Origin of the sequence: Nocardioides sp. Root190 (assembly GCF_001428565.1) — a bacterium.
Classification (GTDB): Bacteria; Actinomycetota; Actinomycetes; order Propionibacteriales; family Nocardioidaceae; genus Nocardioides.
The window spans coordinates 836687-856282 of record NZ_LMIA01000010.1 but is presented as its reverse complement, the minus strand read 5'-3'; the positions used below and the strand labels follow the sequence as shown (position 1 = coordinate 856282).

The window sequence follows — 19596 nt, the reverse complement described above, 5'->3', positions numbered from 1 at the left end:
GGTCAGGGAAGGATGTTCGAGAAGAGGTGCCGGCCCAGCTCGTCGACCTTCGACTCGTCGTCGACGAGGCCGATCCGACCGCTCTTCTCCACGACGAAGACGTCCGCGGCCCCACCGGCCTGCTCGAGCAGACCGGTGACCCAGTCCCGCTCGTGGGCGAACACGACGACCCTGACGCCCTTGCGGACCAGCGCCAGGACGACGTCGGCGGATCCCCCACTGACCAGGAGCCGCTCGAGCTGCGGCATGCGGAGCAGGAACGACCCGTCCGCTCCCTCGAGGTCGATCCGCAGGCGTCGTACGCCCAGAGCGGCGAGGGGTGCCAGGTCGGCGTTGTGGGTGGTCCGGGTCAGGTGCAGCTCGCTCAGCTCGGACAGGTCGAGCAGCGGTTCGACCCCGAGCAGCCCGGGCTCGCCCTCCGCGCCGACCCGCAACGTACGCAGCTCGACGCACTCCGCGAGGGGCGTCAGGTCCGCCTTGCCGTTGAAGACGACGTCCAGACTGGTCAGGCCGGGAACCGCGCCGATCCCCTCGACGGTGCGCGCCATGCCGAGGTCCAGCGTGTACGCCGCCTGCCGGAACATCGTCGCCGCGAAGGTCCGTCGGTCGAAGCGTCCCCAGGCGGTGTGGAGCTCCTTGAGCACGGCGTCGGGGTAGCTGCCATCGGCGTACTCACCGAGCACCTCGAGTGCTCGCGGCGTCCCGATCGTCCCCAGGGCGCGGACCGCGGCGGTGCGCGCCGCTGCCTTCTGGTCCTGGTGCGGCGCGAGGACGGCGGGGTCGACGTCGGGATGCGCGACGAGCCAGGCCTTCACCTCGGAGGCCTTCTGCGGGGCGGCGGGTGACGGGTCCGAGCCGTCATGCGTCGTCATGGGACCGGAGGCTACGGGGCGGGAGCAACCGCTCCGTCACCGTCCCGGGTCACCCCGATCGCGTAGGGGTAGTGGTCGGTCTCCTCGACCCGGTGGCTCGGCCCGTGATCGAGGAGCCGGCGCAGGATCAGGTCGCGGCGCTCGACCGCCCAGTCCGGTGCGACCGAAGGCCACTTCTCGGCAGTGGGGACGTAGGTGACCAAGGGGGTGACTCCCCACCCGCCGTCGAACCGGCAGCCCCGGGTGCCCTCCCAGTAGTAGACCTCCTCCTTCCACCGGAACTCGATCTCGTGGTCGGCGCTCGTCATGGGGCCATCGTGCCAAGTCGGTGTTCAGTACTTGTGACTGAACGAGTCGTGTGCGCTTCCGCCGGTGTGATAGACGGTGGTCGCGACGAAGGTGCGGTCAGGGGTGTACTTCGCGCGGGTCCGAGGGATGCGCACCAGCGTGTAGTTGCCGGAGTCCGAACGGGACAGCCTGGCGTCGGTGTACTTGCGCTCGTAGCCGGTGATGTAGTCGTAGTAGGAGACGACGCTCGACCCATCGGTGTAGTAGCGCGCGTAGACCTTGACCCCCTGGGAGCTGTAGACGCCGTTCAGCAGGTTCTCGACGTTGATCTGCAGCTCCTGACCCTCGCGGGGGTAGAGGTTGCGCACGTACACCTTGATGTTGAGGTACGTCGTGTCGGAGTACGTCGTCACCTTGGTGATGTCGGCGCTGTACTTCTCGTAGGCGGTGACCCCCGAGCCGTTGACGTGCACATCGCCGACAGGGTCGCTCTTGGCATAGGAGTAGGCGAAGGCACCGCCGGCGGTGACCAGCACGATGACCAGCGCCCCCACCAAAGGGGTGAGGAGCCTTCGGGCGAGACTCGAGCCCTTGCGTGCTCCGGGACGACGATCGAACATTCTGGTGCTCCTCATGCGTGGGTCGGGCCGACAAGGCGCTGTTCCCGGGTGGCGTCCGTGCAAACCCCTGGATGACGCGATCTGAGAACCACGTCGGTCTCGCGGGCTAGGAGACGGGCGGGATCACCACGGTCCAACCGATCGCCTTGCCCGATGCGACGCTCGCGGTGGCCGTGCGGCTGGGCCAGGTCCCGGTCGCGGCCGGCACACCGCCCGCAGTGACGGCCGAGACCTGACCGCTGCCGCTGCCCGCGGGGCTCAGGTGCCGCTGGGTCAGCTCGGGCGGCAGTGACCAGGTGGCGGTGCTGTTGATCTTGGTGGACCAGTGATGCAGGACGGCCGAGCCGACGGAGACCGTCGTCGGTGCGGTCAGGTGCGCGGCACCGGTTCCCGTCTCGATCCGGGCGATCGCGGTGGTCACCGGCCCGCCGCGATAGGCGACGACGGTGGCCACCACCTTGCTCATGGCGTCGAGCGTGAGGGTCAGCGTGGTGCCGCCACTTCCACTTGCGGCAGTCCGGGTGAACGCCCAGGAACGGAGGTCGCTGTCGCTCGCGGTCGCCAGCAGGGTCCACCCGGTCGGCGTCGCGAAGGACGCCAGCCGGTTGGTCGACACGAACAGCACCAGGGCATCCCCGGTCTGCACCGCCGCCGGGATCCTCACCGCGATCGAGGAGGCGTTGCGCGTGGCCCCCGCGCTCGCCCGGAACTCGGCGTTCTCGCCGGTCGGTGGCGGCGTCCCTGTCGACAGGGCGACGGAGAACTCCGCACCGCCGCTCACCCGGCTCGCGCCCGTCACCCCGAGCGCGGTCACCGCCGTGGAGCGACTCGTCACCGTCCCGTCCCCGAGCTGGCCGGAGCTGTTGTGCCCCCACGAGCGGACCGTGCCGTCGGCCAGCGCGGCGAGTCCGTGGTCGCGGCCCGAGCCGATCGCGACCGCGCCGGCGACGCCGCTCACCAGCACCGGTCGGGTGCGTTGGGTCGTGGTCCCGTCGCCGAGCTCGTTGCGGTAGTTGCGACCCCACGCCAGCACCCGACCGTCTGACCGGAGCGCGTAGGAGTGGTGGGCGCCGGAGGCGACCATCCTCGCTCCGGTGGTGACCTGGACGGGGCTCAGCCGATCGGTGAGCGTGCCGTCACCGAGCTGTCCGTAGGCGTTCCAGCCCCACGCCCACACGGTGCCGTCGCCGGCGAGGGCGAGCCCGTGGTCACGACCGCCCGACACCTGGACGATGTCGCTCAGACCGCCCACCTGCACGGGGACGGCGCGGTTGGTGGTCGTGCCGTCGCCCAGCTGACCGTCACCGTTGAGGCCCCAGGCCCAGACCGAGCCGTCGGTGGCCACCGCGTAGCTCATGTCGCGACCCGCGGCGACCCACGAATAGGTGCGGGTCCCGGAGACCAGCACCGGACGGTTCCGGTTGGTCGTGGTCCCGTCGCCGAGCTGGCCGACGTGGTTGTAGCCCCAGGTCCACACCGACCCGTCCGCGCGGAGGGCGAGCGAGTGGTAGTGCCCCGTGGACACCATCACCACATCGGTGAGCCCGGCCACGGCGGCAGGCGCAGGACGCAGGCCGCCCGTCGTACCCCCGCCCAGCTGACCCATCTGGTTGCTGCCCCACGTCATCACCGTTCCGTCGGCACGCAGGGCGACGGTGTGCTCACGACCCGTGTGCAGGTCCACCACGTCGCTCAGGCCGGTCACCGGCGCGGCCGTGCGGTGGGGCGACGTGGTGCCGTCACCGAGCTCGCCGAAGACATTGCCGCCCCAGGCGTACGGCGTCCCGGGCGGGCTGACCGCCGGGGTCGGCGCCGCCACCAGCAGCGCCGCTCCGAAGAGCAGGACACTCAGGCAGGCGAGAGTCCCACGTCGCGGGTGCGCAAAGAGATGCATCGACGTCCTCCGTATCGCCTGCTTCGAGGCTAGGAGGCACGCGCGCCGCTGGCGTCACCCAGATTGGGCAGGTCGTCGACGTCGTGTCGTCAGTGCGCCATGTCCACGAACCGGCTGTAGTGACCCTGGAAGGCCACCACGATGTCGCGGGTCGCGCCATTGCGGTGCTTGGCGACGATCAGGTCGGCCTCGCCGGGGCGGGTCGACTCCTTCTCGTAGACGTCGTCGCGGTGGAGCAGGACCACCATGTCGGCATCCTGCTCGATCGAGTTGTGCAGGGCGATGCCCTCGGCCACGAAGTTGTGCACGCCCAGGACGGTGGCGTCGTAGACCGGGTGCTCGCCGATCGGCTCGACGGAGACGATCTTGTCCCAGTAGACGTCGTTGGTCGCCAGGACGTCGAGCTCGGCCGAGTCGAGCACTGCCGCGACCTTCGCCAGTCGCTGCCGACTCGGTGCGCGCTTCCACATGGTCGAGCCGGAGAACTGCGTGCCCATGGCCGCCGCGAACTCGCGATGGGTCACGCCCTGGTCACTCAGGATGGTGCGGACGTCGTCCCACACATCGACCGGGATCGTGTCGGCATTGGTGTTGGGGGACACCTCACGGATGGTCTCGCCCAGACGGTCTGCGATCGCTCCACGAGCGCCGTGGACCCCGATCTCGTCGACGAAGCGGAGCTGGTTCTCCACACCGTAGATGTGCAGGTGCCAGCCGTCGCGGTAGCCCTCCTTGCGGACCCGCTTGATCCGGGTGAAGACGTTGTAGCGGGCCAGCAGGCGGGCCAGGTCGTCGACGAGTCGGCGGCTGGTCGAGGAGTAGTAGACGCGGCCGGTGCCGGACTTGTCGACGTGCACGCAGCCGTCCGTCGCCCAGATGTGACGCAGGAAGAGTCCGACCTGCTCCTTGGGAAGACCGAAGACCCAGTCCGGCACGAACTTCTCGTGCGAACGCAGGCCGAAGAGTCCGTCCTCGTCGAGCCATGCGGCGATCGGGTTGCGCCGGCCGCGTGCCAGTCGGTACGGCGCGGGCAACCGGAGGGTCGTGACTCGCGCCGCGGGGTAGTCGTCACGAACCGCGGTGATGCCGAAGCGGCGGGCCGCCGCCTCGCTCACGGCGGTCAGGTTGGCCTCGTCCGTGGTCGCGTAGCGAATCGGCTGACGCTTCACGAACGAGCCGTCACCCAGCAGGTGTGCCAGCACGACGATCTCGTCCTCGTCACGGGGCGTGATCTCCAGGGGCGGCGGGACGTGTCGGACGGACCCGACGCGGCTGCCGACCTCGAGCTCGGCCAGGGGCATCCAGCCGTCGTAGGTCAGGAACGGGTGGTTGCCGGTCGCCTTGACCCGTCGCCCGGACGCGAGCGTCACCTCGAAGACCTGCTTCGTGCCGCTCGGGAAGGCGTGCGTCAGCGTCCGAGGAACCAGCTTGAGCCGCTCGTCGAGCGCCCACACCGGCACGTCCGTCGCGCCGGTCGCCATCAGCTCGCCGAGACTGATCTCGGCATTGGTGTCGGCCCGCATCAGGCGGGTGTCGGCCGTCAGGCATCCCGACTCACGAAGGTCGCTCATGGCCGGACGCTTGTCCGCACGCTGCTCGGGACCACGGTTCAGCTGGGACAGCGCGATGATCGGGATCTCGAGCTCCTTGGCCAGCAGCTTCATCTGACGGGAGAACTCCGAGACCTCGAGCTGACGGGACTCGACCTTCTTGCCCGAGCTCATCAGCTGGAGGTAGTCGATGACCATGATCCGCAGGTCGTGCTTCTGCTTGAGCCGGCGCGCCTTCGCGCGGATCTCGGTCATCGTCATGTTGGGGGAGTCGTCGATGAACATCGGCGCGGAGGACACCTTCGCGACGTGACGGGCGAGGCGGTCCCACTCCTCGGTGCCCATCTTGCCGTTGCGGATGTGGTTCAGCGGGATGCGCGCCTCGGCCGAGAGCAGACGCATCACGATCTCGGCGCGCGTCATCTCCAGGCTGAAGAAGGCGGCGGTCAGGTTGTTGTGGATGGCGGCAGCCCGGCAGAAGTCCAGTGCCAGCGTCGACTTGCCCATGGCGGGCCGGGCCGCGACGACGATCATCTGGCCGGCGTGCAGGCCGTTGGTGAGCTCGTCGAAGTCGGCGAAGCCGGTCGGGACGCCGTAGATCCCGGTCTCCCGGTTCTCGATCGCCTCGATCTCGTCGAGGACACCGTCCATGATGTCGCTCAGCGGCGCGTAGTCCTCGGACTTGTTGCGGTCGGTGACCTTGTAGATCTCCGACTGCGCCTCGTTGACGATGCCGTCGATCTCGCCCTCGCCGGCGTAGCTGATCTGGACGATCTTGGTGCCCGCCTCGACCAGGCGGCGCAGGATCGCCTTCTCGTAGACGATCTCGGCGTAGAAGCCGGCGTTGGCCGCGATCGGGACGTTGGCCGCGAGCGTGTGGAGGTAGCCCGCGCCACCGATCTTCTGGAGCTGGCCGCGGCGCTGGAGCTCACCGGCGACGGTGACCATGTCCGCCGGCTCGCCGCGACCGAACAGGTCGAGGATCGCCTCGTGGATCTCCTCGTGGGCCGGGCGGTAGTAGTCGACGCCCCGGATGGACTCGACGACATCGGCGATGGCGTCCTTGGAGATGAGCATCGCACCGAGCACGGACTGCTCGGCCGCCATGTCCTGCGGAGGCATCCGGCCACCGGGCTGCTGGGGTGCCTCGCCGGGTGCGTACGTCGCCGGACCGTCCCCCCACTCGTCCGGGGGGGCAGCGGTCCACGACGGCGGGTCGTCGGTGAGGCTCACGGGGTGCTCCGTCTCCTGGTCGATCGCGGGGGGCGCCGCCGTGGCGCATGGGCACGTCGTACGGTGACCATCGTGCGAAGGGGGTCCGATCCATCCCCCCGCGCGAACGAAACTACGGGGGTGGAGGGCTGTGCGAAAAGCCCACGAGGCCCCGTTGTCCACAGGACCTGTGGATAACTCGCCATCACCGGTGGACGACACGCTGCAATGGTGTGCACGGGCTGGGGAGGAAGCTGTGGAACCAGACGGCCAGTTCGCCACCAAACTGCCTCTGACCTGCGGAAACGTGATTCCACAGGTGTGCAACAGAAATTCTTTCGGTGTGATCTCGTTCACCTTGCGGTCATCCGGGCGACACCACCGCTCTCCCCGGACACCCTGCTGTCCAGCGGTGCACAGGAGGGACTTTCCACAATTGATAGCGAGTTATCCACCGGTCGGGTATCGGATCCGATGACGAGCACCCCTCAGCGGCGCCGCTCCCTGGATCGAGAGATCGCCCGGCTCGCCTTCCCAGCCTTCCTGGCCCTGGTCGCCGAGCCGCTCTTCCTGCTCGGCGATGCCGCCGTGGTCGGTCACCTCGGCACCCGCGAGCTCGCCGGACTCGGCCTCGCGGGCACCGTGCTGACCACGGTCGTGGGCCTGTGCGTCTTCCTCGCCTACGGCACCACGGCCGGTGTCGCCCGCCAGCTCGGCGCCGGCCGGCGGCGCGAGGCACTCGCCCTCGGCATCGACGGACTCTGGCTCGCGGTGGCGATCGGCGTGCCCGTCACCCTCGCGACCAGCCTGCTCGCCGGACCACTGGTGAGCGCCTTCGGCGCCTCCGAGGGGGTGCAGGACGCCGCGACGACCTACCTCCGCATCGCCGCCGCCGGCATCACCCCGCTCCTGCTGGTGCTCGCCAGCACCGGTGTCCTCCGCGGCCTGCAGGACGTCCGCACGCCACTCGTCGTCGCCGTCCTCGGCAACATCGCGAACCTCGTCCTCAACGTCCTGCTCGTGTACGGCGCCGGGCCGGTTCCGCGGCTGGAGCTGGCCGGGTCCGCCCTCGGCTCGGTCATCGCCCAGGTCCTGATGGCGGTCGCACTCGTCGTCACCGTGATGCGCGGTGCCCGACGGGAGGGTGCCTCGCTGCGGCCCGACCTGCCCGGCATCCGCGCGGCCGGTCGGGCCGGCGTACCCCTCCTCATCCGCACCCTCACCCTGCGCGCGTCGATCCTGGTCACCACCTGGGCGGTGGTCATCTCCGCGACGGACCTCACCGGGTCGGGCGGGGACGAGGTACCGATCGCCACCCACCAGCTGGCGTTCACGATCTGGGCCTTCCTGGCCTACGTGCTGGATGCGATCGCGATCGCCGCCCAGGCGATCACCGGGCGACATCTGGGCGCCGGCGACATCCCGGCGACCCGCGCGGTGACCGCCCGCATGGTGCGCTGGGGTGTGGTCAGCGGCGTGGTGACCGGCCTGCTCCTCGCGGCCAGCAGTCCCTGGCTCGGCATCCTGTTCACCCCCGACCAGGGGGTGCGCGACGCCCTGGTCCCGGTGCTGCTCGTCGCCGCGGCCGCGCAGCCCATTGCCGGTGTGGTGTTCGTGCTCGACGGAGTCCTGATCGGAGCCGGTGACGGCAGGTACCTCGCCCTCGCCGGCCTCATCGTGCTGGGCGGCTACGCTCCGGTCGTGCTGCTGACGAGTGCGCTGGGCGCCGGACTCCCGTGGGTGTGGGTCGCCTTCGGCGTGCTGTTCATGGGTGGACGCCTGGTGACGCTCGTTCACCGGGCAGGCACCGACCGCTGGCTGGTCACCGGGGCGGGCGCGTGAAGCCGCTCTACTGGATCGCGATCGGCCTGGCCATCGTCATCTTCACCGCTGCCCCCGACGACGCCTGGGACGTCTCGGAGGTCCTCGGGATGCTCTTCGTCCTGCTCGGCTGGTCCCAGCTCAGCAGGAACGTCCCGGACCTGCCGTTGCGCCTGACCCAGTGGTACCTCGTCGTCCTCGCGCTGCTGATGGCCGGCGTGCTGTCGGCTCCCGACGCGCGTGCGTGGCTCGACGATGCCGACCCTGCGGTGGTGTGGGCGTCCTCGCTGCCGGCGCTCGGCTTCCAGGCCGCGCTCTGCCACGCGATGGCCGCCCAGGCGCTGCAGGCCGGAGCCCGCAGCGGCTGGTGGTGGCGCCTCGCGGAGGTCGCGATCCTCGCCGCACTCGTCGCCAACGTGCTCTACAACAGCGCTGAGTGGACCTGGTTGTACGGCGCCGGGACGATCGGCCTCGGCGGCGTGCTCCTCGTCATCCTGCTCGGCGCACTGCACGGCGCGAAGCCGTGGGCGGGTGCGCCGGAGCCGGTCGATCCCGAGGTGTCCGCCGGTTAGGCGCGCACCAGGTCAGTCGCCGGCGAGGGCAGCCAGCACGAACTCCGCGATCTGGGCGGCCTGCTGGCGCGGGTCACCCTCGTAGTCGACGCCGTCCTCGTACTCGAAGTCGACGTCCACGTTGACCGTCGGGGAGCAGGCGCGCAGGGTCGCCTCGAGCGGCGGGGAGTCGCTGACCTTCCACCAGCCCTCGGTGGCGCCGGCGACGTCGTCGGCCGGCTCGAGGATCGCTGCGACCTCGGTGGGCTGGGGGCAGCTGAAGGTGCCCGTGGTGAAGTCGTCGGGTCCGGTGATCTTGACCTTGACCTCCATCAGGTCCTCGGCCTCGAAGGAGCAGTTGTCGCTCTTCCAGGCGATGCCGTTCTCCTCCGTCGACCCGCCGCCGGGCTCGCCGGCCGCGAAGCTCACGCCGAGGGCCTTGGCCAGGGTGTCGGCGGTGACCAGCTCGCAGGCAGTGGGCAGCGCAGGCGCCGCGGAGCTGGGCGGCTCGGACGGCGCCTCGGAGGTTTCGCTCGGCGACGGCGTCGGGGTCACCGACGGGCTCGGCGATCCACTCTCGGAGGGGGTCTGTTCGGCAGAGGGCTCGTCGTCACCGCACCCGGCGAGGACCGGGGCGAGGAGGAGGGCGGCAACGGGCCAGGCACGGCGTACACGCATGGGAAGCTCCTGATGCTGGGGAAGTGCTCCCAAAAATGCCACGTGGCCGGCCCCCGAGGGGACCGGCCACGCCGATGCATCTGCGTCAGTTCGCGAGGAACCTCAGACAGGGATCACGTTGAGCGCGACCGCGGCCGAGACGTCGTCGTGCAGCTTGACCGACACGGCGTGGTTGCCCAGCGCCTTGATCGGGTTGCCGAGGACGATGGTCCGCTTGTCGATCGCCTCGCCGGCAGCCTCGCCGAGCGCGGCGGCGATGTCGGCGGGGGTGACCGCGCCGAACAGGCGGCCGCCCTGGCCCGCCTTGACCTTGACGTCGACGGGGGCGCCCTCGAGCTTGGCCTTCAGCTCCGAGGCGTGGGCCTCGTCGCGGACGGCGCGCGCGGAACGAGCAGCCTTGATCGAGTCGGCCTGCGCCTGGGCGCCACGCGTCCAGCGGATCGCGAAGCCACGGGGGATGAGGTAGTTGCGGCCGTAGCCGTCCTTGACCTCGACCACGTCGCCAGCAGCGCCGAGGTTCTCGACCTCCTGGGTCAGGATGATCTTCATAGAGTCAGCTCTCCTTCTCTACCGGGCGCTCAGCGGCCGCTGGAGGTGTAGGGCAGCAGCGCGACCTCACGAGCGTTCTTCACCGCAATGGCGATGTCACGCTGGTGCTGGACGCAGTTGCCGGTCACCCGACGGGCGCGGATCTTGCCGCGGTCGGAGATGAACTTCTTCAGAAGGTTGGTGTCCTTGTAGTCGACACCGGTGGCCTTCTCCTTGCAGAACTGGCAAACCTTCTTCTTCGGCTTGCGGACGACTGCCTTCGCCATTGTGGTGCTCCTCCTCAGAGCCCGGCCGTGTCAGTCAAACGACGGCCGGAATGGTTGATGTTGGTAGTGCTCAGAAAGGGGGCTCGTCAGCGCCGGAGACACCCGGTGCTGCCCACGGGTCGCCAGCCGGCGCACCGCCCCCTGCGTTGGATCCACCACCGGACGACGCCGGAGCGCCGCCACCCCACGGGTCGCCGCCGGCTGCGGGACGACCGCCGCCAGCCTGGCCACCGCCACCGCCGTAACCACCGCCGCCACCGCCGCCGCCAGGTCCGCCGGAGCGGTTGGCGCGGGTGACCTTGGCAGTTGCCCAGGTGAGCGACGGGCCGATCTCGTCGACCTGCAGCTCGTTGACCGTGCGCTTCTGGCCTTCACGGTCGTCGTACGAGCGCGACACGAGCCGGCCCTGCACGACGACGCGCATGCCCTTCTGAAGCGACTCCGCGACGTTCTCGGCCGCCTGGCGCCAGACCGAGCAACGAAGGAACAGGGTCTCCCCGTCCTTCCACTCGCTGGTCTGGCGGTCGAAGGTGCGCGGGGTCGACGCCACCGTGAAATTGGCAACCGCAGCGCCCGACGGAGTGAAGCGAAGCTCCGGGTCGTCGGTCAGGTTGCCGATAACGGTGATGACGGTGTCGCCAGCCATGGTGGTCTCCTGGTGAGGGTGGGATCGAGTGGCCCGTCCGGGTCAGTCCCGGACAACGGGCCCCATCGTGTCCTGAGGTTCCGACATTGAACAGTCGCAATCCACAGGGCAGTCCCGGGGAGGGTGGATCCGTGGAACCTCAGACGGTCGGTCGGATGACCTTGGTCCGCAGGATCGACTCGTTGAGGGTCAGCTGACGGTCGAACTCGTCGACCGTCGCGGGCGCCGCGGTGAGCTTGATGATCGCGTAGATGCCTTCGGCGTTCTTCTTGATCTCGTAGGCAAGACGACGCTTGCCCCAGATGTCGACGTTGTCGACGGTTCCACCGTCGTTGCGGACGACATTGAGGTACTTGTCGAGCGACGGCTGAACCGTACGCTCGTCGAGGCTCGGGTCGAGGATGACCACGACTTCATAGTTGCGCAAAGCGGTCTCCACCTCCTCTGGACTTGGCGGCCACGGACTTTCCGCGGCAGGAGGGCTCTGCCAGTGCGCACCGGTTTCGGACCGGGCGCACAGGTGTACGGCGCCTGACGGCACCGGACAGGAGAGGTTAACCCCTCCGCGAGCCGCTCACCCAATCGAGCCGGGGCATCTCCGGCTGTCCCCGGCGCTCCCTACAGTGAGCCCCATGAGCGAGCTGCGCATCGGAGCCCACGTCGACCAGACCGACCCGCTCGCGGAGGCGGCGGCCCGCAACGCCCCCCTCGTGCAGTTCTTCCTCGGCAATCCGCAGTCCTACAAGGGTCCCGTCCTCGCGTACGACGGCGGCGTGGCCGCGCTGAAGGCCGCGGCCGAGGACGCGGGGGTCGACCTCTACGTCCACGCGCCGTACCTGATCAACGTCGCCACGACCAACAACCGCCAACGGATCCCGAGCCGCAAGCTCCTGCAGCAGCACATGGACGCAGCGGCCGAGATCGGTGCCAAGGGTCTGATCGTGCACGGCGGGCACGTCACCGACGACGACGACCCGGCCAAGGGCTTCGACAACTGGCGCAAGGCGATCGAGGCGACCGACATCAAGGTCCCGCTGCTCATCGAGAACACCGCCGGCGGCACCAACGCGATGACGCGCTACCTCGACCGGATCAAGGGCACCTGGGACGCGATCTCCAGGGCCGAGGGTGCCGACATGGTCGGGTTCTGCCTCGACACCTGCCATGCCCACGCCGGCGGCAACGCGCTGGAGACGATCGTCGCCGACGTCCTGGCGATCACCGGCCGGATCGACCTGGTCCACGCCAACGACAGCCGCGACGCCTTCGACTCGGGCGCCGACCGCCACGCCAACTTCGGCTCGGGGCAGATCGACCCCGACCTGCTCGCCCAGGTCATCGGTGATGCCGCCGCACCCGTGGTGTGCGAGACCCCCGGCGGTGCCGAGGAGCACGTCACCGACTTCGCCTGGCTGCGCGAGCGCCTCTGAGCGAGATCGCTGGCACGACTCAATCGGGCACTGGCTCAGTGAGGCCCATGATGACGGCCTCGGCCGCGGCTCCCGCGACCGCACCAGCGCGCGCCGCCTCGTCGAGGTTCTCGGCCAGGACCCGCACCGCCGTCCCCTCGGTCAGCGCTGTCAGCGCCCGCAGGAGGTCGTCGACGGTGATGGAGTCCCGCAAGCGACGTCCACGCCTGTCGAGCTCCCGCAGCAGCGAGGGGCGGAGCCTGTCGTCGTAGGCGCGGTAGACCTGCCGCACGATGTCGGCATACCGCTCGTCGTCGCCGATGCGGCTGTGCAGCTCCAGCCACTGCCGGGTCCGCGACGGGTGTTCCGTCATCGCCGCGACGTCGCCTCTGGAGAAGTCGTCGCGCACCGTCGGCAGGGAGGCGCCGGGGATCAGCTCGTCGTCCACGCGACGTACGAAATCGGTCAGGTGCGCGGACTCCTCGAGATCTCCTGCGTGGAGTTGCGACATCACCTCGATCCGAAAGGCATCGACCCCCTCGAAGTGATTGACCAAGGTGGTTCGCGAGAACGCACCTCTTCCGCCGCGCGCACCACCGTCCCAGAGTTCCCCGGCCCGGCTCAGGACCCGGTCGATCGGAAAGTCGATCAGGGATCCGCCGTTGGACCTCTCCTCGAGGTGGGCAGTGGCCACCTCGACCCCGGCGCGCACCAGGCATTCCCGTGCTCGTCCCTGGTCAGCCCTGCTCGGACGTGCCACGACCCTGTTCCTTCGCATCGATCAACAGTTCATCAACGACGCTATCACGCTCAGTTCTCCCGTCAGAGGGCCTTTGATCTGTGAACATTTAACTGTACATGCTTGACAGTTAGTGGCCGTGGTCCTACCTTCGGTGGACCGGTCGCTCCCGACCGGAATCACCAACTCGGGTCACACCTCCTGGAGGAAAGATGACGAACACGACGATGCGGATGACGACCGCAGCCGTAGCCATGCTCGCGGCGCTCGCGCTGCTGGTGGGCCTCGCCGCACTGACCAGTTCCGGCGACGAAGGCGCCCGAGGCCCGCACGTGAGCGACACACTCGTGTACGACGGTCAGACCGAGCCCGAGTTCGGCACCCTCGCGGATGAGGGCCTCCCGGACGTCGAAGCCGCGCACCTGGAGGCACTCCAAGCGACCTTCGCCTCGGTGAGCACAGCGGTCACCACCGAGCAGGTGCTCCAGTACGGCTACGACTCCCGCTACCGCCGCGCCTGGATCAAGATCACCGGGCTCGACATCGCCAAGGGCCTGATCACCGTCGCGGTCGCCGCCTGCAGCAGGTACGTGCCCAAGCCGCTGTGCCAGTGGGCCGGCAATCAGCTCAAGCACCTGGCCCGCAACATCAAGGCAGTCTCGAGCCACGGGGCGTGGATCGAGATCTACCTCAACGGATCCTGGAAGGGCGGCACCTGGTGACCCGGGTGCTGAGCGGCGTCAGCCGATCAGCACACTGAGCGGCAGCTCGCCGCACGGGATCAGCGCGCCCCGCTGCTCGGGCGCCACCAGTCGCCCGGTCGGCACCCGGGGATCGGCCGACAGGACGACCCGGAAGGCCTGGTTGACCACGGTGGCGCCGGCCTCGCGGACCGCGCCCAGCATCAGCGACTCGAAGGTGTCGAGCAGGGTGTCCGCGCCGACCACGCCGACCACGCGCCCGTCCACCTCCACCGGGAGGGTGGTGGTGAGCATGTACTCATCGCTGCAGACGTAGTCGACGTACGGACCCGTCACGTGCGGCCGGCCCGACTCGACCGGGGTGCGGTACCACTCCACGCGGCCGTAGTCGACCGGGTCGCCGGAGCCGGAGACGGCCGACTGCGCCAAGAGCTGCTGCTCCTCGCCCTGCCACCACGCGAGGTAGAGGTGGTGGTCGGCGAGGAAGCCGGGCGCGGCGACGAAGCCGCCGCCGAAGAGGGGGAGCCCGTCGAGCAGGTCGCGGGTGAGCGGGTGTGCCGACGCGACCAGGTCGGCGGCGAGCAGCGCCTCGCGTGAGCACACCTCGGCAAGGCCGTCCCGCACGACCTCGAGCGCCGCGATGACGCTCTGGAAGTAGGCGTCCACCTCGCGGGCGCAGGCCAGCGCAGCCGGTGACGCCGGACCGCTCGCTCCTTCGATCAGCATCGACCCCATGGCCACACTCCTTCCGGGACCCCGCCGAGCCGGGCCCTGATCGCTACCGAACGTCACCGCCGCGACCCCTGTCAAGGAGCACGCCCGGTTCGAGATGTCATCGATATGACGCGTGCAGCAGGGCGAGCTCGTCGAGAGCGCCCGCGAGCTGGCGTCGTACGGCGCCCCTGGCGCCTGCCCCGTCGTGAGCCCGCAACGCGGTGAACAGCTCCTCGTGACAGTTCCGGGTGAAGTCCTGGAACTCCGGGTCGCCGAGCGGCTGGCGCAGCAGGGCGCCGAAGTCGGCCTCGAGACCGACCACCTGCCGGGTCATCCGGGCGGACTGGCTCAGCGCCGCGAGGGTCAGGTGCAGCTCGGCATCGGCGTGGCGCCAGTGACCGGGGTCGACGTCGTCGGCGACCGGGAGGAGGGAGGCCAGCAGATCGACATCGGCGCCATCGGCGAACTCGGCGGCGAGCTCGGCGCAGCCCGTGAGGATCACCAGGTGGAGCGTGCCGCGGTCGTGCAGCTCGACGCGTGACATCGCCGCGAGCCGGGCCGCCTGGGCATCGGGATCGTGCAGGTTGGCGCGGGTGACGTAGCTGCCGCCGTTGCGTCCGCGGATCGTGGAGATCAGGCCCTGGGCCCGCAAGGAGACCAGCGCCTCGCGGGCGGTGACGGTCGCGACGCCGAGCATCGCGGCGAGCTCGGACTCGCTGGGCAGACGCTCGCCGTCGCGGAGCACACCGGAGCGGATCGCGTCCGCGAGGCGCTGCTCGACGCGCACCGCGCGGCCGACGTCCTCGAGTGGGGCGAAGATTGCGCCGCGCGTCCGGGTGCCGTGCCGTGGGCTGGAGGTGGCGGTCATCCATCCCTCCCGGGCCTCGGGACCGCTGGCGTCGCAGGCCGGTCGTGGTCACACAAACGTTACAGGTGAGACTCTAGACATATAACCTCTGGAGTCATATGTTTTTGGCGTGACCCACGCCACGATCCCCACTCCGGGCCCCACGCCCGGCCCCGCGTCCGGGACCTCGACGACCTCGACCGGGACCTCGCAGCCCGCCATCCGGCTCCGCGGACTGGTCAAGCACTTCGGTGACGTCGCCGCCGTGGACGGCGTCGACCTCGACATCGCCGACGGCGAGTTCTTCTCGATGCTCGGACCGTCCGGCTCCGGCAAGACCACCGTCCTGCGTCTGATCGCCGGCTTCGAGACCGCCACGGCGGGCACCGTCGAGCTCGGCGGCACCGACGTGACCCGCAGCGCGCCGTTCGAGCGCGACGTGCACACCGTCTTCCAGGACTACGCGCTCTTCCCGCACATGAGCGTGCTGGACAACGTCGCCTACGGGCTGCGGGTTCGTGGGCTCGGCAAGAAGGAGCGCCGCGAACGTGCCCAGCACGCGCTGGACACCGTCCAGCTGGGCCACCTCGGCGCCCGTCGCCCCACCCAGCTGTCCGGCGGGCAGCGACAACGCGTCGCCCTGGCCCGCGCGATCGTGCTCGAGCCGCGGGTCCTGCTGCTCGACGAGCCGCTCGGTGCCCTCGACCTCAAGCTCCGTGAGCAGATGCAGGTCGAGCTCAAGCAGCTCCAGCGCTCCCTGGGCATCACCTTCGTGTTCGTCACCCACGACCAGGAGGAGGCGCTGACCCTCAGCGACCGGATCGCCGTCTTCGACGCCGGCCGGATCCAGCAGCTCGGCTCCCCCCGCGAGATCTACGAGAACCCCACCTCGGCGTACGTCGCCGGCTTCGTCGGCACCACCAACCTCTTCGACTCCGCGACCTCCGCCCGCCTGCTGGGTGTCTCCGCCGAGCACGCCGTACGGCCCGAACGGCTCCGCCTCTCGGCGGCGAGCGACACCCGCGCCCCCACCGAGGGCGAGATCCGGCTGGGCGCCGTGGTCACCGAGACCATCTACCTAGGCGCCGGCAACCGCGTGCACCTGCGCACCGACGACGGCATCGAGCTGGTCGCGCTCGAGCAGTCCACCGGCTCCCTCGACTCCGCCGAGCACCGCGGCGACCACGTGACGGTGCGCTTCGCCCGCGCCGACGTCGTCGCCCTGACCTGAGGACCCACCAGGTCTCGAGACGGTCGCTGCGCGACCTCCTCGACCAACGGTCTCCTGACCCCTGCAGCTCCCGCACCACCGAGAATCCCCAACCAGAAAGAGACAGTCGATGAAAACACCCTTCCGGCGCGGCCGCGTGGCCGTGGCCTGTCTGTCCCTGTTGTCGGTCTCCGCACTGGCCGCCTGTGGCAGCAGTGACGACGACAAGAAGACCGATGCGGTCGAGGAGCTCGGCAAGTCCGAGGGCCAGGTCTCGATCCTCGCGTGGCCCGGCTACGTCGAGGACGGCAGCAACGACCCGGCCGTGGACTGGGTCTCGGCGTTCGAGAAGGACTCCGGCTGCGAGGTCACCAGCAAGGTCTACGGCACCTCCGACGAGGCGCTCAACCTCGCCAAGTCCGGTGAGTACGACGTCATCGCCGCCTCCGGCGACCTGTCGCTGCGCCTGATCGCCTCCGACGAGGCGCAGGCGATCAACACCGACCTCGTGCCCAACTACGAGAACGTCTTCGACTTCCTCAAGGACACCGAGTGGAACTCGCTGGACGGGAAGAACTACGGCGTCCCGCACGGCTACGGCGCCAACCTGCTCATGTACAACAAGAAGAACTTCGACACGGCGCCCACGTCCTGGGGAGCGGTCTTCGACAAGGCCGAGCTCGAGAAGAACAAGGGCAAGGTCACGGCGTACGACTCGCCGATCTACATCGCCGACGCCGCGCTCTACCTGATGAAGACCCAACCCGACCTGGGCATCGAGAACCCCTACGCGCTCGACGAGGACCAGCTCGCCGCGGCCTCCGCCCTGCTCAAGGAGCAGCGCCAGTACGTCGGCGAGTACTGGTCGGACTACCTCAAGGAGATCCAGGCCTTCGAGACCGGCGACTCCGTCGTCGGCACGACCTGGCAGGTCATCAAGAACAACGTCACGAACAAGGACGTCGACGTGACCCTCCCGACCGAGGGCGCGACTGCGTGGAACGACACGTGGATGCTGTCGTCGCAGTCGGAGAACCCGAACTGCGCGTACAAGTGGATGGACTACATCCTGAGCCCCAAGGCGAACGCCCAGGCGACGGAGTACTTCGGCGAGGCGCCCAACAGCCCCGAGGCCTGTGCGCAGACGACCGACCCGAAGCACTGCGACACCTTCCACGCCGGTGACGAGGAGTACGCGAAGCAGCTCTGGTTCTGGCGCACGCCGATCAAGGAGTGCCTGGACGGCCGTACCGACGTCGAGTGCACCGACTACGCCCAGTGGACCCAGGCGTGGACGGAGATCAAGGGCTGATCATGACGTCCACCGTCCCCGACACCGACCAGGCGCCGGCCCCCGCACTGCGGGGGCCGGTGGCCCGGCCGGGCTCCCGGCTGCTGCACCGCATGGTGTGGCTGCGGCTGAGCCTCCTGCTGTCCGCGCCGCTCGCCTGGATGGTCCTCGTGTACGTCGTCGCGCTGGCCGCGCTGCTGATCACCTCGTTGTGGTCGGTGGACAGCCTCAGCAGCGAGATCGACCGCACGTGGACGCTGGACAACTTCCGCACGCTCATCGAGAACGAGGTCTACCGCAACGTCACCGTCCGCACGATCGGCGTGGCCCTGGCGGTCACCGTGATCGACGTGGCGATCGCCCTGCCGATCGCCTTCTACATGGCCAAGGTCGCCACGCCCCGCGCCCGGCGGATGCTGGTCGTGGCCGTGCTGACCCCGCTCTGGGCGAGCTACCTGGTCAAGGTCTTCTCGTGGCGGGTCGTGCTCTCCGAGGGCGGACTGGCCGAGTGGACCGGCCTCGGCTCTCCCGGCTACGGGCTGACCGCCGTGGTCATCACGCAGTCCTACCTCTGGCTGCCCTACGTGATCCTGCCGATCTTCGCGGCCCTCGAGCGGGTCCCCGACTCGCTCCTCGAGGCGGCCGGAGACCTCGGCGCCCCCGGATCGATGGTGCTGCGCTCGATCGTGATGCCCCTGCTGGTGCCGGGCATCGTCGCCGGCGCGATCTTCAGCTTCTCGCTCACGATGGGCGACTACATCACCGTCAACATCGTCGGCGGCGCCAACCAGATGCTCGGCAACCTCGTCTTCGTCAACGCGGGCGCGGCCAACAACCTGCCCCTCGCCGCGGCGATCGCGATGATCCCGATCGTGGTGATGCTGGTGCTGCTGACCGCCATCCGTCGTACCGGCGCCCTGGAGAACATCTGATGACGCTCAGCACCACGACCAAGCGGATCCTGGCCGTCATCACCTTCGGGGTGCTGGGCCTGATCTACCTGCCCCTGCTCGTCGTCGTCGCCAACTCGGTCAACCCGAGCCAGTCGATGACCTGGCCGCCCCGCGGCGTGACCTTCGAGTGGTGGGAGCGGGCCGCGCAGAGCGCCGGCGCCCGGGAGGCGCTGGTGACCAGCCTCCAGGTCGCGGCGATCGCCACCGGGATCGCCCTCGTGCTCGGCACCCTGCTCGCGATCGCCCTGCAGCGCTACTCGTTCTTCGGCAAGCACTCGGTGAACCTGCTCGTGATCCTGCCGATCGCGCTGCCCGGCGTGGTCACCGGCATCGCGCTCAACAACGGCTTCCGTGGGATCCTCGGCATCGACCTGTCGCTGTGGACGATCGTGATCGCGCACGCCACCTTCTGCATCGTCACGGTCTTCAACAACGTGCAGGCCCGGCTGCGCAGGATGGGCACCAGCCTCGAGGACGCCTCCGCCGACCTCGGCGCCGGTGTGTTCACGACGTTCCGCCTGATCACCCTGCCGCAGCTCCGATCGGCCCTTCTGGCCGGTGGCATGCTGGCCTTCGCGCTGAGCTTCGACGAGATCATCGTGACCACCTTCACCGCCGGTGGCGGTGCGAACACGCTGCCCATCTGGATCCTCAACAACATGTTCCGTCCCAACCAGGCGCCGGTCGTCAACGTGGTGGCCGTCGTCCTGATCCTCTTCTCGATCGTCCCGGTGTGGCTGGCCCAACGCCTGTCCGCCGACGTCGAGCCCGCCCGCTGACTCCCA

At 69.4% G+C, this 19596-nt stretch carries 21 protein-coding genes; 8 read left to right on the top strand and 13 right to left on the bottom strand.

Translation table 11 applies throughout. The annotated features are described in order from the left end of the window. Positions 1-2: 2 nt before the first annotated feature. The 5 genes from ASE01_RS16840 to ASE01_RS16820 all read right to left on the bottom strand — a co-directional run bounded on the left by ASE01_RS16840 (position 3) and on the right by ASE01_RS16820 (position 6346). On the bottom strand, positions 3-872 hold the full coding sequence (locus tag ASE01_RS16840; protein ID WP_056754477.1) for a hypothetical protein: 870 nt from the start codon (positions 870-872) through the stop codon (positions 3-5). Between the two features lie 11 nt (positions 873-883). After that, positions 884-1180, bottom strand: coding sequence for a hypothetical protein (locus tag ASE01_RS16835; RefSeq protein WP_056754475.1), 297 nt, complete (start codon positions 1178-1180; stop codon positions 884-886). Between the two features lie 24 nt (positions 1181-1204). Further along, positions 1205-1780 (bottom strand): hypothetical protein, encoded by a 576-nt coding sequence (locus ASE01_RS16830; RefSeq protein ID WP_157537422.1) that lies wholly within the window; start codon positions 1778-1780, stop codon positions 1205-1207. 106 nt (positions 1781-1886) lie between these two features. Then, the gene (locus ASE01_RS16825; protein WP_056754469.1) at positions 1887-3674 is read right to left on the bottom strand and encodes an RCC1 domain-containing protein; all 1788 of its coding nucleotides are present in this window, start codon (positions 3672-3674) and stop codon (positions 1887-1889) included. 89 nt (positions 3675-3763) lie between these two features. Further along, a complete protein-coding gene (locus ASE01_RS16820; RefSeq protein ID WP_056754977.1) occupies positions 3764-6346 on the bottom strand; it encodes a replicative DNA helicase in 2583 nt (860 codons plus the stop codon). 564 nt (positions 6347-6910) lie between these two features. Between ASE01_RS16820 and ASE01_RS16815 the strand changes: the two genes are divergently transcribed. Then, positions 6911-8278: an MATE family efflux transporter gene (locus ASE01_RS16815; protein ID WP_056754466.1), complete on the top strand. Its 1368-nt coding sequence runs from the start codon at positions 6911-6913 to the stop codon at positions 8276-8278. Then, on the top strand, positions 8275-8829 hold the full coding sequence (locus tag ASE01_RS16810; RefSeq protein WP_056754462.1) for a hypothetical protein: 555 nt from the start codon (positions 8275-8277) through the stop codon (positions 8827-8829). The genes ASE01_RS16815 and ASE01_RS16810 overlap by 4 nt, the downstream gene beginning before the upstream one ends. A gap of 12 nt (positions 8830-8841) precedes the next feature. Here the strand turns inward: ASE01_RS16810 and ASE01_RS16805 are convergent, their stop codons facing one another. From ASE01_RS16805 to rpsF, 5 genes are all read right to left on the bottom strand, one after another. After that, a complete protein-coding gene (locus ASE01_RS16805) occupies positions 8842-9486 on the bottom strand; it encodes a hypothetical protein (protein ID WP_056754461.1) in 645 nt (214 codons plus the stop codon). Between the two features lie 102 nt (positions 9487-9588). After that, positions 9589-10035: a 50S ribosomal protein L9 gene (rplI, locus tag ASE01_RS16800; RefSeq protein WP_056754457.1), complete on the bottom strand. Its 447-nt coding sequence runs from the start codon at positions 10033-10035 to the stop codon at positions 9589-9591. Between the two features lie 29 nt (positions 10036-10064). Next, the gene (gene rpsR, locus ASE01_RS16795) at positions 10065-10301 is read right to left on the bottom strand and encodes a 30S ribosomal protein S18 (RefSeq protein ID WP_056754454.1); all 237 of its coding nucleotides are present in this window, start codon (positions 10299-10301) and stop codon (positions 10065-10067) included. 70 nt (positions 10302-10371) lie between these two features. Continuing rightward, a complete protein-coding gene (locus ASE01_RS16790; protein ID WP_056754451.1) occupies positions 10372-10947 on the bottom strand; it encodes a single-stranded DNA-binding protein in 576 nt (191 codons plus the stop codon). 139 nt (positions 10948-11086) lie between these two features. After that, entirely contained in the window at positions 11087-11374 is a 288-nt protein-coding gene (gene rpsF / locus ASE01_RS16785; RefSeq protein WP_056754974.1) for a 30S ribosomal protein S6, read from the bottom strand. Between the two features lie 205 nt (positions 11375-11579). On the opposite strand from rpsF, the gene ASE01_RS16780 reads away from it, so the two are divergent. Continuing rightward, entirely contained in the window at positions 11580-12377 is a 798-nt protein-coding gene (locus tag ASE01_RS16780) for a deoxyribonuclease IV (RefSeq protein ID WP_056754448.1), read from the top strand. Between the two features lie 19 nt (positions 12378-12396). Here the strand turns inward: ASE01_RS16780 and ASE01_RS16775 are convergent, their stop codons facing one another. Beyond that, positions 12397-12867, bottom strand: coding sequence for a hypothetical protein (locus tag ASE01_RS16775; protein WP_157537420.1), 471 nt, complete (start codon positions 12865-12867; stop codon positions 12397-12399). A gap of 440 nt (positions 12868-13307) precedes the next feature. On the opposite strand from ASE01_RS16775, the gene ASE01_RS16770 reads away from it, so the two are divergent. Further along, complete coding sequence (locus tag ASE01_RS16770) at positions 13308-13817, top strand: hypothetical protein (protein WP_056754441.1); 510 nt, start codon at positions 13308-13310, stop codon at positions 13815-13817. Positions 13818-13835: 18 nt separating this feature from the next. Here the strand turns inward: ASE01_RS16770 and ASE01_RS16765 are convergent, their stop codons facing one another. Further along, positions 13836-14531 (bottom strand): hypothetical protein, encoded by a 696-nt coding sequence (locus tag ASE01_RS16765; protein WP_056754436.1) that lies wholly within the window; start codon positions 14529-14531, stop codon positions 13836-13838. Positions 14532-14628: 97 nt separating this feature from the next. Beyond that, entirely contained in the window at positions 14629-15378 is a 750-nt protein-coding gene (locus ASE01_RS16760) for a FadR/GntR family transcriptional regulator (RefSeq protein ID WP_056754433.1), read from the bottom strand. A gap of 109 nt (positions 15379-15487) precedes the next feature. Here ASE01_RS16760 and ASE01_RS16755 point away from each other — a divergent pair, with 109 nt between their 5' ends. The 4 genes from ASE01_RS16755 (at position 15488) to ASE01_RS16740 (ending at position 19590) form a co-directional block, all read left to right on the top strand. After that, the gene (locus ASE01_RS16755; RefSeq protein ID WP_082606128.1) at positions 15488-16588 is read left to right on the top strand and encodes an ABC transporter ATP-binding protein; all 1101 of its coding nucleotides are present in this window, start codon (positions 15488-15490) and stop codon (positions 16586-16588) included. A gap of 109 nt (positions 16589-16697) precedes the next feature. Continuing rightward, positions 16698-17879, top strand: a complete 1182-nt coding sequence (locus tag ASE01_RS16750) for an extracellular solute-binding protein (protein ID WP_056754431.1) — start codon at positions 16698-16700, stop codon at positions 17877-17879. A 2-nt stretch (positions 17880-17881) separates the two neighbouring features. Then, positions 17882-18790 carry an ABC transporter permease gene (locus ASE01_RS16745; RefSeq protein WP_082606127.1) on the top strand — a complete coding sequence of 303 codons (909 nt, stop codon included), beginning with the start codon at positions 17882-17884 and terminating at the stop codon, positions 18788-18790. After that, the gene (locus ASE01_RS16740) at positions 18790-19590 is read left to right on the top strand and encodes an ABC transporter permease (protein WP_056754428.1); all 801 of its coding nucleotides are present in this window, start codon (positions 18790-18792) and stop codon (positions 19588-19590) included. The genes ASE01_RS16745 and ASE01_RS16740 overlap by 1 nt, the downstream gene beginning before the upstream one ends. Positions 19591-19596 lie beyond the last annotated feature (6 nt).